Raw genomic sequence first — 13528 nt, 5'->3', positions numbered from 1 at the left:
GGAACGAAATTGACCGACCCCTCGAACGCTTCAGGCCAATCCGGGCTAACCGCTTCAATCCAAACAACTTCAAATTCCCTTAGCGTGTATTAATGTAGAAATGCCCACGGAGCCCCAAGCCGTCGAAACGGCCTACTCCTGCATGTTGCTGACCCTGACCAACTACAGCCCGCCGTCGCACAACCTCAAATTCCTACGCGGTCTGGCCGAGGATATCGACCGTCGCCTGATCGAGGTGTGGCCGCGCGACCAGCATCGCTTTGCGGCCTGGTACAACATCCTCAACGAGGCCTATGTGAAGGCCCGCTACTCGGAACATTTCGAGATCAGCGATGAAGCGCTGGCCTGGCTGATCGGGCGAACGGAGAAACTGCAATCCACCGTCGAAGCGATATGCAAAGAACGCCTGCTCCAGTTGGAGGAAAAGGTGCGTTGAACCAACCCACCTTTCGGGGAACCTTGCGTTTTGGCAGCTCAGACGAGAATGCCGGGAGCCAGAGTTCGGGCGTTGACCTTGAAGGTTGCAATCTCATAGCGCCGGCACGCGGCAACCCGCTTGAGCAGCGAGATCGAAAGCGACGGCGCGGGTCTTAGGCGGCGGGCGAATAACCTAGAGCTGCTCTGGGAGACCGCCCCCTTCACCTCGCGAAGTTCCGCACCCTTTCCCAATTCGAACCGGATCAGAACCGCACCCGTGCGAGATCCGGGCACACAATGGAGAGCATCGGAGCTTTCAGCATAGCGCCGACCGCAGGGCGGGAAAGCGGGAATTCTCGACACGCCAAGGACGGTCAAAAGGCAGCCGCGGGAGCCTCAGCAAAGCGACCCGCAGGGGAGGCGGTACCGACTGCCTCCGGCCGCGCGTTCCGTGTCATCGGCCGGCGCACACAGCGCTCCCGACATTTTGCCGAAATGGTGGTTTTCGCGTCGAGGCGCGGCCATATGCGCAATCCAGCTGCTAGCCAGCAGGGGTATCGTCAACACTGGAAGCTCATGGAGCTAAGTCTCGGCCGTGCTGACTGCAAAGAATCAGCCACGAGAAGTGTAGGATCGCGACAAACATGGGGAGCAGTCCTTCTGCACGAAGCCGCCGCCCCATGTCCTTAGGTCGGGCAGGGATTTAGAAGACCTTGAGAAGCCGAAGCTGTGTGACCGTATTCGACGGTCCGCCTTCAACATTGACGTCCCTTGAGATCATGGCCTCGATCTGAACGGTCGGCGTGACGAAGTGATTGGCGAACACCCGCACGGAATCCACCCGCGTCTTGTTCCCGGTGTAGACATCATCGGCATAGACCTCGCCGCCGAACTTGCCGGAATAGCCGAGCGAGAAAGAGGTCCGTTGCGACGGCTGATAGCGTAGATAGGCCTGAAGCTGATAGCTCGGGTCGCGGCTGAAATTGATGCCGCCGTCGTCGTGGTCGCGGGTGAATGCCACATCGAACGTGCCGTCGAAGTAGAATCCGCTGCCCAGTCCCTGGATAAAACCGATCTGCGGCGTGAACGTGTAGGTACCCGACCCCATGCTGACGCCGGCAGAATCGTAGTTCCCGGTTGGCAGCGTCAGGAATGCCGTTGCCGCCAGGGTCGTTCCGGTGACCGGATCGGACGGTTCGATCAGCCAGGCCGTCGCGCCGACCGTCAGATCGCCGAGACCATTGGCCTCCGATACGGCGCCGCCGCCGATGCGAGCCTCGGTGAAGCTGCCATAGGGCAGATAGGCCTGCAAACCATAGCGCAACCCGCCGGCATCGCCATAGTAGAGAACGCGCGAGACCCCGAGCACCGCATCGACCTCAGAGCCGGGCACGGAGCCGAAACCGTCGATATGGAGCTCATCTGCCATGGAGTACTGGAAGTACTGCAGTGCGATAGCCGTTTCGGGCGGCAACAGGGTGTAGTCGCCTGGCGATGTGTCGATCGCCTGCGCCTCGAAAGCGACGAGGATCGCCGCCATTCCTGTCGTCCAACCCCATGACTTGTTGATATTCATTCCCCTTCTCCTCTTTCCTTTTCTTGTGTTCGCCCAAGGGGCCCCGCCGCCGGTCTGGAAGTCCAGGAGCAGCGGAACCCGGGTGTCGGATGTCGTTGATCAGACGGCGGTGAAGCCGCCGTCGACGGTCATGACCGCTCCGTTGACGAAGCTTGCCGCATCCGAGCCGAGGAAGGCGACGAGCTCGGCGACTTCAGCCGGCGTGCCGTAGCGCCGCATGGGGACCATCTGGGTCATCATCGAGCGCACGGCCCCATCGGGCATGCCCGCCCCCATGCCCTTTTCGACATCGGCCATCATGCGGGACTCGATCGGACCCGGGTTAACGGCATTCGAGCGCACGCCGGCCGCACCGCATTCCGCAGCAACGCTGCGCATCAGGCCGAGCACGGCATGCTTGGTCGCGGTATAGCCGCTGATGAACGGCGTACCGATCAGACCGCCCACCGACGAGGTGACGATGATCGAGCCTTTTCCGGCGGCCAGCATATGGGGGACGACGTGCTTGTAGCCGAGAAACGCCCCGATCAGGTTGATGTCGACGATTTTGCGGAAGGCATCGGTCGGGTATTCGTTGATCGGATGAAAATGGCCCTCGATCCCGGCATTGTTGAAGAAGATGTCGATCCGGCCATGCGCGGCGATCGCTTTCGCCACATAGTTCTGGACCGCAGCCTCTTCGGTCACGTCGGCCACCACGCAGGTGCAGCCGGGAATATCGGCGGCGAGCGTTGCAAGCGCTGCCTCGTCCCGGTCGACGGCGACGATGGAAGCCCCTCGGGCCGCCATAAGCCGGGCCGTGGTGCCACCAATCGCCCCGCCTGCACCAGTGATCAGCGCGACCTTGCCTGTCAGTTCAGTCTTGTTATCCATCAGCGTTCTCCTCCTCTTTGGATGGTCTGGCTGCATCCCGTCCGCGTCCCGCCGGATCGGCGGCCTCGACGATGGCGATGGTGCAGGATTTCGTGTCGGCCTCCTTGTCGCCCCCCATGCAGTGGGCAAGGCCGATGCCGCCGCGCCCGGGCGCCTGGCGCAGGTGGCGCGTCACTTCGATGATCTGGGCGATGCCGGTGGCCGCGACCGGGTGGCCGCGCGACAGCAGCCCGCCCGACGGATTGACGGGTACGCAGCCCGCATCGCCGGCCAGCAGCCGTTCGGCATAGCGACCGCCCTCGCCAGGCGTGCAAAGACCAAGGCCCTCGTAGTGCAGGATCTCGGCGATCGAGAAAGCGTCGTGGCATTCGATCACCGAGAGATCGCAGACCGAAACCCCTGCCCGCTCATAGGCAAGCTGCGCCGTCCGGCTGTCGGTTTGCCATTCCGACAGATCCGCCATCAGGTCGTACTGGCCGCTGGTCAGCACCGAGGCGCGCACCCGCGCCCGGGCGCCGGTCTGCCTGGCCAGCCGCTCACTGACGAGGACGACGGCAGCGGCGCCGTCGGCGATCGGGGAGCATTGGAGCCGCGTCAGCGGGTCCACCACCATCGGGGCAGACAACACGTCATCCAGTGTCAGCGGCTCACGCATCATGGCATTCGGATTGCCGGCCGCAGCACGGCGGTTCTTCACCGAAACCGCGGCGAGCTGCTCGGCCGTCGTACCGAACCGTTCCATATGGCGGCTGGCGCGCAGGGCGAAACCGGCCGGCGTCACCCGCCCCAGCAGCGTGTCGGGCAAGGTCTTGCCGGAATCGATCAGGCCGAGAGCCGGATGGAACATCTTCTCCGCCCCGACGACGAGTGCGGCGTCGACTTCACCCGCGCGGATGGCCAGGCATGCGATGTGGAAGGCAGTCGATCCGGACGTACAGGCATTCTCCGTGTTGATCACGGTGCAGCCAGTGACGCCGACATGCGCGAGCGCATCCTGGCCGATCGTCAGGCTTCCCGAGAGACGGGCCGCCAGCGCATTGGCAAAGACCGCAAGACCGATGCGTTCCGGCGGCAGGCCGGCATCGAGCAGGGCCGCCCGGGCCGCGGTGGCGGCGAGCGTCTCCAGATCGGTGCCCTCGTGGCGACCAAAGGGCGTCAGGCCCCATCCGGCAATCCAGGGTGCGCTCATGCTGCAGCCTTTCCGGAAAGATCGGCCGGCACCGGCACGAAGACCGGTCGCAGACAGGGCGTGCCGTCATTGTCGACACCAAGCGCCTGCAGGCTGAGCGTCACCCGTTTGCCGGGGGAAAGCTCCGCGCCGCTCTCGAACAGGCCGAAGAGGCGAAGGGGCGCCGCATCGAGATCGACAAAGCCGATCACATAGCCCGGTGGCAGCCCGTAGGGCGGCCGCACCCGGACGCGGGTCAGGCAATTGACCCTGCCGTCGCCGGGCAGAAGCAGCTCCTCGGTCGGAGCCAGGTTCGGCCCGCTGAACTTGCGGGGCGGGAATAGAACTTCGCCGCCGCCTGCTGCACGCACAGCGCGCAGCAGCACCTTGCCGGCATCATCGACCTGATACTGTGCGACCAGTTCGGGCGGCAGGACGGGTTGAGAGGGGATCGCCGCGCTCATGCCGGCACCGTCGCGCTGTCTGCGTCCCATGTATCGGCGGTTATGCCCTCGGCTCTCAGCCGGTGCTTTTCCACCCGCGCGGTCGGTGTCTTGGGCAGTTCCGCGACGAAGCGGATGTAACGCGGCAACATGAAGTCCGCCATCCGGCCGCGGCAATGCTCGCGCACGGCCTGAGGATCCGGATTGCTGCCGGCACGCGGGACGATGCAGACCATGACGTCGTCTTCGCCAAGGTCGGAGGGCACGGGAATGACCGCGCATTCACTGACCGTCTCCAGCGTGTTGATCACGCGCTCGACCTCGAAGGACGAGATGTTCTCGCCACGCCTGCGCAAGGCGTCCTTGTCACGATCGACAAAGTACCAGAAGCCATCGGCGTCAAACTGTAAGAGGTCTCCGGTGTGGAACCAAAGATCTCGGAACGCCTCGACCGTCTTTTCCGGCATCTCGACATATTCGATCATCATGCCGTTTGCCCGTTTCGGCCGCACGAGCAACTGGCCGGGTGTGTCAGGAGTGGTGATCTCATGCCCTGCGGCATCGACGAGCATCAGGTCATAATGCGCCGTCTGGCGGCCGCAGGAGCCGGGACGCGCGCGCGCAGGATCGCTCATGATCGGAACGCCGATCTCGCTCATGCCGTAGCCTTCGATGAGTCTCGTGCCGAAACGAGCCTCGAAGGCCTCGAACAGCCCCTTTCCGGCACCGGCACCCATCATGATGCGCAGGGAATGCCGGCGGTCGTCGGGGCTCGCTGGCGCCTTCATCAGCACCGAGAGGATCGTGCCGATATAATTGAACGCGGTGCAGCCATGGGTGCGGATGTCGTACCAGAAACGGCTGGCCGAAAAACGCTCGACCAGAACCATGCGCGCACCCGCCATCAATGCGGGCAAGGCACTCAGGATCTGGGCATTGCCGTGAAACACCGGCAGCGCATTGTAGAGGCAGTCCTCTTCGCCATAACCCGTCGCTTCGCAGATCTGGCGTGCGGCGGCCAGCGCATAGCCCTGCGGCATCAGCGCCCCCTTGGACGGACCTGTGGTGCCGGACGTGAACATGATCGCATAGGGGTCCTGCGCCGAGACCTCGGTCTCGGGCGGTCGGTCCGTGCCAGCCATCAGCTCTTCCAGGGACACCGCGCCGGCCGGCAGCGGGCCGCTGCGGACCACGGTCTTTAACGGCCAAGCGAGATCGCCGCGCACCGCATCGATGGCCGGCAGGTGATGCACCTCGGAGACCACAAGGCGGGCCTTCGAAATCCGCAGCATATGGGCGAGCACTGCCCCGCGCTGGGCGGTGTTGAGCGGCACCTCGATGGCACCGAGGCGCGAAAGACCGAACCACAGCGCCAGATACTCGACGCAGTTGTCGAGCATCAGCGCCACCCGGTCACCCTTGCCGACGCCGAGCCCGGCAAGCCCGGCAGCGGCGCGTTCGCTCATCTCGTGAAGGTCGACGAAGCTCAGGGTCTGCCCGCCGAAGGTCAGGAACGGGCGCTGCCCGAAGCGGATGGCCTGCCGCCTCAGCAGGCCATGAATGGTCGTGTCGTTCATGTTTCTTATCCCTTCAGCGGCCAATCAAGCCGCCGCGCCATCCCACGGGCCGTAGTAACGAAGGATCTCCGCCGGGGGTGAAAGCTTCGACCAGTCGGCGACGAATTCGGCATAGGGCTTGGCGCGCGCCAGCCGTTTGCGCCGGACCTCGGCGCGGCGTGCCTCGGTGGCGGCGGCATCGGCAAGGCCGGTATGGCCGTCAATCTCCACCGCGTAGATGTCGCGCGCAGCCTCGGCCGATGTCCGGCCAGTGCCGACGTCACGCGCGACCGCATCCGGATTACGCTGAAGGGGATCGCCATATCCTGCACCGCCTGAAACCGGCACATAGACCGTGTCTCCGCCGTGATAGAGGGCGGGCGCGTGCGCTAGGCTCAGATAGCTTCGCTCCCCCTCTTCGGGCGTGCCTGCAGCGGAATACAGCTCGGCCATGTTGTGCGGCAGCGCAGCCCCCGATGCCATGAGGGTGTCGAGGTTCGAGCCGCGCACGGTCTGTACGAAGGCCGGCGGCGCGGCGCGACCGCCGAAGACGCCAAGCGTCGAGGGGAAGTGCGAGCCGAAGCCCATGGAGCCGAGCGCAACCATGGGGACACCATGCACTTTCAGTCCCATTCCGACGCCCGAGCCGCCGCGATACTTGCCGTGTCCATAGGAATTGTTGAAGAAGTTGCGGAACGTGTAGAGGAACGGCCTTTCAGCCTCCGTGGTCTCGACGTCGCCGCAGTCGCTCATCGTCGCGAAGAAGGCACCGGCGACATCGACGCCGTCCATTCCCGGGCGCCCGCCGGCACCCGTCGCATTGATTTCGGGCGTGATGTCGGCCATCGGTTCGCCCCACTGGTTGAAACCGCCGAAGACGGTGACGGCGAAACCGGTATACCAGGCGCCGACGGCACGGCTCGGATCGGTCGCATAGGTGAGCTTGGCGCCGGCCATGAACATGCCCTGGCTGAAGGCCACCATGGTCGCCGGCGCATAGGATACCGGCACATCTCCCTTGGCATTGACGAAGCTGTCTTGCGGGAACTCCCAGTCGATCGCCTCGAGAAGCCCGTTATTGGCGGGTAGGTCGGGAAAGAGCCAGCCGCAGGCATAGACCATCGCCATGCCGAGAAGGCCCTGGAAGTAGCAGTTCATCGGCCTGTCCGGCAGCAGAGGCGACGAGCCGTTGAGGATCAGCTTGATCCGCTCGTTTTTCTTCTCGATGGTCAGGTTGATCTTCAGAAGGGCCGCCTCGGGACCCGTGGTGTCGATGAAGCGCGGCTGGCGATAGATGCCGTCATTGAGGCTTGCAACCTTCTGGCGGGCCGCCTCCCCGGTCTGCTTGAGGATGCGGCGAAGTCCGCCGACGAGAAAATCGGTGCCGATTTCGGCGACATATTCATGGACGCGGCGCTCGGCGATGCGGGCGGCGGCCAGGCGGGCCTTGATGTCGAGCACCATGGTGCGCGGATCTCGGGTCGAGGTCGCGAGAAGGCCGAGCAGGTCTTCCTTCAGCGCGAAGTTCTCGCCGATCTTGATCGGCGGGCACATCAGCCCCTCGTCATACCGGGACTTCGCCCCGTTCACCATGCCGCCGGGCTCGGAGCCGCCGCACTCACCGGTGTGGACGGCCGCTCCAATGAAGGCGACGAGTTTTCCGTCGGAAAAGACCGGGATGCACAGGCCCATATCGGCATTGTGCACACCGCCGTAGAACGGGTCATTGTAGAAGAACGCATCGCCTTCCTTCAGCCCGACGGTGGGATCATTGGCCAGGTGCTTGACCAGATACTTGACCGGCAACTGGCTGAGCACGGCATGATGGTAGATGCCGGTGGCGCACACCGCGAGGTCCCCTTGCGCGGTGTAGATGCCGAACGCCACGTCGCCCCAGCGCATGGCGGTGGAGGCGCCGAGCTTCATCGTCGTCTCCTTTCCCTCCAGGGCGATCATATGCATCTTGTGCGTGAAGATCTCATATTCCAGCTCGTTGAGCCCCTGCATGGCCCGGCTTTCCCATTCGGTGGGGGGTTCCGGGCGCAGGCGCTGCACGACTTCATGGTCGCGGCTGTAGCGGATCGAGGTCAGTGCATTCATGGTTTCCTCCTCTGGGAGCTGCGGTCCCCTCCAGGACCGGCGCCCGCACGCCTTCAGGCGGCGCTGATAATGCCGTTGCGCAGGTTGTTCATGCGGTAGGTCCAGCCCGGCTCGATCACGTAAGTGGTGTCGGGCGTTTCGATGATGGCCGGCCCCGGAACAGTCGCGCCCGGGCGGAGCTTGGTCCAGTCATGCACCGGCGTATCGGTCATGCCCATCGACGGATCGAAGCACGCCTTGCGGATGGCCCCGGCCTGCGCCTCGTAGGGACTGTCGTCGGCTACGCTTGCAAGCCGCCGAGGTTCCTGCTGGATACGCGTGGTGACAAAGACTGCCTCGATGGCGATGCCGCCTGAGGGGAATGCCGCTTCCGGAGAATAGATCTGCGCATACTGCTCCTCGAACTGCCGGCAGAGTTCGCGGAAATCATCCGCTCCACCGAAATTCAACACCGGCGAGGTGACGCGCGTCAGGTGATACTGCGAGCCGTATCGCATGTCGAATTCCAGCGTGAATTCGATGCGATCGGGATCGAAGCCCTCGAGCTTCAGGTCGCGGGTCGCCCGGTCGGTCAGGTCAGCGACGAGCGCGTTCAGCCCGGACGGATCGCCGAGGTAGGACTGCTCCATGAAGTTGAACAGGCGAATGCTGCGGGACTGCTCCCAGACCTGGCGGATCTCGATGCTGGATGCGCCGAAGGCGCCGGAAACCGAAGACATCGCCGGAACGATGATCGTCGTGGCTCCGATGTGCCGGGCGAAACCGCAGGCATGGGCGGCGCCCGCGCCACCGCAGGCGAAGACCACGAACTTGCGCGGGTTGTGGCCCTTCAGAGCCACTTCGTTGAACATCTCCTGCCCCATCCGGGCATCGACGATCCGGCGAATACGCCAGGCGGCTTCGAGCACGGAAATGCCCAGCGGATCGGCGATCTTCTCCTTGATGGCGTCGTGGGCAGCATCGGGGTCCACCTGCATCTGCCCGCCGAGATAGTTGTCGGGATTGATGTAGCCGAGAACCATGTCGGCATCGGTCACCGTCGGCAGCGTTCCGCCCTGGTCGTAGCAGGCCGGCCCGGGGATCGAGCCGGCCGATTGCGGCCCGACCTCGAGCCGCCCGCCCATGGCCTCGTTGATCCAGGCGATCGAGCCGCCACCGGCGCCGATCGACTTGACCTCGATGGCGGGAATATTGGTCCGCCAGCGGTCGATCACGGGGATGAAGTCCTGGGCACGCAGGACGCCGCCGGCCAGAACGCCGATGTCGAAGGATGTTCCGCCCATGTCGGCGAAAACGATGTCGCGATGCCCTTCCTGGGCGCCGATCAGGGCCGCACCGTACATGCCGGCCACCGGGCCAGCATTGTGGGTGAGGACGGCCCGGGTGCGAGAGACCTTCTTGCTCCCCCCGGTATTGTGGACCAGGATCAGCGGACGGCGGTAGTTGGCCTTGCGCAGATTATGCGTCAGGTCACCCAGTTCCTGCATCATCACGCCGTGGATATAGGCGTTGACGAGCGCGGTCATGGTGCGGGTGTATTCGCCGGCCTTCGGCGAGACCTCCGAGGCGAGCGTCACCGGCATCGAGCCTAGGAACTCTTCGGGATATTCCTCCTCGATGATGCGGCGCACCTCCTCTTCGTGGGCACGATTGAGGAAGGACCACATCAGGCTGACGACGATGCCCTGCGCACCGCGGTCGACCAGCTGTTGCAGCTTCTCACGCAACTCGTCGGGATCGAGCGGGCGCACGACCTTGCCGTGGCAATCCATGCGCTCCGACAGGCCGACGACCATCTCCGGCGGCACCAGCGGTTCCGGCTTGCTGATCGTCGCCATGTCGCGGATCTCATGCAGCGCCATGCCATCGGCCCAGCTGCGGCTTCGCCCGATAAAGATCGTGTCTTCAAACCCGGCGGTGGTGATCAGGCCGAGCCGCGGGCCCTTGCGTTCGATCAGCGCGTTGGTGCCGATGGTCGTCGAATAGCGCAGCGCCTCGACATTCCCCAGGAAGTCATCCTGCGAGAGACCGGCCCGCTTTCCCAGTTCGCGCAGACCACGGATGAGGCCCACGGACAGATCGTAATGGGTGGTGGGCGATTTTGCGGTGATCAGCGAGCCGCTTTCCGAAATCGCGCAGAGATCGGTGAACGTGCCGCCGATGTCGATACCAACATCGAATTTCATGACTTCCTCCCAGTCCGGAAACACGCCTCAGACGCTTTCCGCAATTTGCGCTACCGCCTCCCGGCAGCGATTAGGTTCGATCTCGTCGCCAAGCGGCGTGACACAGCAGACGACCAATGGCAGTTGGGCGGCCCGCGCCCTGGCCAATGCCGAAGCCACAGCGCCGGCAAAGCTTGCGACATCCGTCCAGTCAGCACCGACGGCGAGCGCACAGCGCCCCTCCGCCATACCGGCTTCCGCCGCAAAGGACAGATCCGGCATCGCCTCCTCCGACATGCCGGGCATTGCCGGCTTCATGCCCTTGAGGATGTCGTAGTGCTCTGCCAGGCGCCGAAGCGCCCCGTAGAGCCGCGCAAGCACGCGGCTTTCGGCTTGCGACGTCGTCGGCTCGGGCTCGGCAAGGACAATGATGTCCGGGCGGAGCTGGGCCAGCGCCTCGAATTCCGCAATCACGACGGGCTTGACCAGCTTCAGCGCCTCGTCCAGCTCACCGCCGAGCACCAGCGCCCTTGCCAGCGGTCCGCGGATCTCGACGACGCACCCCATCTGCAGGCGTGCGGCGGCCGCAATCGCCCTTTCGACGGCGTCGCGATGGGTCAGCGCATCCAGATCGGGAGCGTCCGCAGGTCCGAAGGACGGCACCCAGATCGCGTCGGCGCCGAGATAGCGCGCGGCCGCAACGCAGGCATCCGCAAGTTTCTGCGCATCGCACCAGACAAGACCGGTGAGCTGCGCATCGACCCTCGCACCGAGCCCGACGGCTGACGGCAGCAGGATGGGCCGGCTCCAGCTTCGACCCTGGCGCAGGGCATCGATGGCCAGGCGACCGCTCATGACCGTCCGCCCTCGGACGGGTGGCGCGCCTTCAGCGCGTCGATATCCAGTTCGATGTCATGGGTGAGCGGATGCCCCGGCGGGAGATATTCGTTCTCAAGCACCGTGCCGCAGGCCGGGCAGTAGAATTCGACCAGACGGCAGAAGTCGGCATGCGGCGTGAAGCTCAGCGCCTGCCCTTCGACCAGCGGCGGGTGGGCCTCATCCATCGGAACCTCTGCAACCAGGCATCCGGTCTTGTAGTTCGTCCGGGCCGGGGCCAGGCGGTGGTTGCAGGCGACACAGCACCATTCTTCGGTAGACAGGTCGATCGAGAGGTTTTCGGTGATACGAACGGTCATGCCTGAGCCCTCGTCAGCATAAGATTGGCGAAACGGTCAATGGCGGCATTCCAGCCGGGAGCAACCCAGACAGTGGTCTTGCTGCTTTCAAGAAGCGCCGGACCGGAAAGGCCGTGACCCGGCTGCATCTTCTCCAGGTCAAGGACGGGAACCTCGACAGGGGGAGCACCGCTCGCTGCGAAGACCTGCCGGCGGCCGGTTTCGGCAACGGCGACGCCCTCGCCGGTCAGGGGCTTTTCTTCGAAACGGAAATGCGGAACCGGGGCAGAGACGAAGAGACCGGCGGAAGCGACCTGCACGGCGGCGGGTGCCTCGGAGCGAATGATCTGTTGAAGCGATCGCTGCGCTGTCTCGGCAAGGGGTTCGGCCACCTCGACCGAATGATGGCTTTCCGAGCCGTCGGCACCCAGCAGGATCACGTCCAGACGCCACGACAGTTCCTTGAGGTCGAACCCTTCGCCGCGCATGTCGCGAAGGCCGGCGGCCTCCATTTCGCTCGTCAGCCGGGCGACGAGCTCCGGCAGCTTTGCGTCGCCGGCAGACAGGCCAACAGCCCGCATATATCCATGACCCACATCCATCAACGACGAAGAGAATGCCGAAAAGACCGCAGAGAACGGCGTGATGGCGATGCGGCGGATTCCGGCCGCTTCAGCCACCTTGCAGGCGTGAAGCGGGCCTGCACCACCATAGACGGTCAGGAGCGGGTCGCCATTCCTCGAAACCGCGCGCAGTTCGGCAACCGCGGCGCCGATTTCCTGTTCAACCCGTTCCACAACAGCGAGTGCTGCGGCTTCGACGCTGATGCCGAGAGGCTCGGCAATCGAACGCTGGATGGCGGAACGCGCCTTTTCGGCATCGAGCTTGCGAGCTCCCCCAAGGAAATTGGCGGGGTCAATCCGGCCGAGCACCAGGTTCGCATCCGTCACTGTCGGCTCGCTGCCACCAAGACCGAAACAGGCCGGTCCCGGCATGGCCCCGGCGGATCTCGGGCCGACGAAGAGCACGCCATTGCTGACGCCCGCGATCGAGCCGCCCCCGGCGCCGAGCGCCTCGACCTCGTTCATGGGCACGTTCGTGCGGTAACCTTCGATCTGCGGCCGCAAGCCGATCTTGATCCGTCCGTCGCTCACGAGACCGATATCGAACGAGGTGCCGCCCATATCCGCAGAGATGACATCCGTTTCGCCGTAGAGAGCACCGACGGCGCGCGCGCCGACCAGCCCGGCGGCTGGGCCGGAATTATAGGTGCTGATGGCCCGGGTCTTGGCGACGCGGGCAACGGCGCCGTCATTGTGGCCGATCAGGAAGGGACCGCGGTAACGCAGCGCTCGAAGCTCCTGTTCGGCCTTGTAAAGGAGGCGCGCCAGGCGGCTGTGGGAATAGGCGGATACAATCGTGCTGTTGATCCGCTCCTGATAACCGTCGCGCACGGTCACGTCGCAGGACAGGAAGACCGGGATCGATCCGAGAAAGTCGCGGGGATATTCCCGCTTGACGACCTGGCGGACCGCATGCTCGCGCGCCGGATCGCTTTCGCTGCCGTCGAGTGCCACGACCAGGCACTGGGCGCCAGCATCGATCAGGCCCTGCGCCTTGTCGAGCACTTGCTGCGGCGAAAGGCCATCATCGATTTCGACCACCATGTCGGCATCGATGATGCCGGCATGACCCTCTGTCTTCAAAGGTGCGAGCGCCCGTCCGCCAATTGACACGATCAGGCCGATCTTGGCGCCATTGCGCTCGATCAGGGCATTGGTGCCAACCGTGCTGGCAAAACGGACCACAGCGGTCTGCTCGAGAAATCTCTCGACCGAGACACCCACCGCTGCAGCCCCCGCCTTGATGCAGTTGAGGAAGCATTCCGTCAGATCATGGGGCGTCGTCGGGGTCTTGACGGCGCGGGCAATGCCCGGCCCCGCAACGAAGCCGTCGGTGAAGGTTCCCCCGGTATCAATATCGATTGTGTAGGCCATATATCCTCCCTTCGGAGCGACCGGCCTGCCGCTCCGTTCCTCCCGCCCCAAAGACGGA

Annotated in this window: 10 protein-coding genes and 1 pseudogene; 1 reads left to right on the top strand and 10 read right to left on the bottom strand. The window is 64.5% G+C overall.

Translation table 11 applies throughout. The features are described from left to right. Nucleotides 1-115: 115 nt before the first annotated feature. Nucleotides 116-436: pseudogene (locus ACP7B1_RS24355) on the top strand (HEPN domain-containing protein); the annotation flags it as partial. A gap of 684 nt (nucleotides 437-1120) precedes the next feature. On the opposite strand, the gene ACP7B1_RS24350 reads toward ACP7B1_RS24355, so the two are convergent. The 10 genes from ACP7B1_RS24350 to ACP7B1_RS24305 form a co-directional block, all read right to left on the bottom strand. Further along, nucleotides 1121-1993, bottom strand: coding sequence for a transporter (locus ACP7B1_RS24350; RefSeq protein WP_426137398.1), 873 nt, complete (start codon nucleotides 1991-1993; stop codon nucleotides 1121-1123). Nucleotides 1994-2092: 99 nt separating this feature from the next. After that, nucleotides 2093-2866 (bottom strand): SDR family NAD(P)-dependent oxidoreductase, encoded by a 774-nt coding sequence (locus tag ACP7B1_RS24345; protein ID WP_426137397.1) that lies wholly within the window; start codon nucleotides 2864-2866, stop codon nucleotides 2093-2095. Beyond that, nucleotides 2859-4055, bottom strand: a complete 1197-nt coding sequence (locus tag ACP7B1_RS24340) for a thiolase family protein (RefSeq protein ID WP_426137396.1) — start codon at nucleotides 4053-4055, stop codon at nucleotides 2859-2861. Before ACP7B1_RS24340 ends, ACP7B1_RS24345 begins: the two co-directional genes overlap by 8 nt. Next, nucleotides 4052-4528, bottom strand: a complete 477-nt coding sequence (locus tag ACP7B1_RS24335; protein ID WP_426137395.1) for a hypothetical protein — start codon at nucleotides 4526-4528, stop codon at nucleotides 4052-4054. The genes ACP7B1_RS24340 and ACP7B1_RS24335 overlap by 4 nt, the downstream gene beginning before the upstream one ends. Then, the gene (locus tag ACP7B1_RS24330; RefSeq protein ID WP_426137394.1) at nucleotides 4495-6054 is read right to left on the bottom strand and encodes an AMP-binding protein; all 1560 of its coding nucleotides are present in this window, start codon (nucleotides 6052-6054) and stop codon (nucleotides 4495-4497) included. The genes ACP7B1_RS24335 and ACP7B1_RS24330 overlap by 34 nt, the downstream gene beginning before the upstream one ends. 24 nt (nucleotides 6055-6078) lie before the next feature. Further along, entirely contained in the window at nucleotides 6079-8133 is a 2055-nt protein-coding gene (locus tag ACP7B1_RS24325) for a hydantoinase B/oxoprolinase family protein (protein WP_426137393.1), read from the bottom strand. A 53-nt stretch (nucleotides 8134-8186) separates the two neighbouring features. Then, nucleotides 8187-10319, bottom strand: coding sequence for a hydantoinase/oxoprolinase family protein (locus tag ACP7B1_RS24320; protein WP_426137392.1), 2133 nt, complete (start codon nucleotides 10317-10319; stop codon nucleotides 8187-8189). A 27-nt stretch (nucleotides 10320-10346) separates the two neighbouring features. After that, on the bottom strand, nucleotides 10347-11153 hold the full coding sequence (locus tag ACP7B1_RS24315; RefSeq protein WP_395773281.1) for a hypothetical protein: 807 nt from the start codon (nucleotides 11151-11153) through the stop codon (nucleotides 10347-10349). Next, nucleotides 11150-11494: an acetone carboxylase subunit gamma gene (locus ACP7B1_RS24310; protein ID WP_395773282.1), complete on the bottom strand. Its 345-nt coding sequence runs from the start codon at nucleotides 11492-11494 to the stop codon at nucleotides 11150-11152. Before ACP7B1_RS24310 ends, ACP7B1_RS24315 begins: the two co-directional genes overlap by 4 nt. Then, nucleotides 11491-13470: a hydantoinase/oxoprolinase family protein gene (locus ACP7B1_RS24305; RefSeq protein WP_395773283.1), complete on the bottom strand. Its 1980-nt coding sequence runs from the start codon at nucleotides 13468-13470 to the stop codon at nucleotides 11491-11493. Before ACP7B1_RS24305 ends, ACP7B1_RS24310 begins: the two co-directional genes overlap by 4 nt. Nucleotides 13471-13528: the final 58 nt, after the last annotated feature.

This window comes from Phyllobacterium sp. SL163 (genome assembly GCF_049896885.1).
In the GTDB taxonomy this organism is placed as follows: domain Bacteria; phylum Pseudomonadota; class Alphaproteobacteria; order Rhizobiales; family Rhizobiaceae; genus Phyllobacterium; species Phyllobacterium calauticae.
The sequence above is the reverse complement of the archived record's forward strand: the minus strand, read 5'-3'. Positions and strand labels throughout refer to the sequence as shown.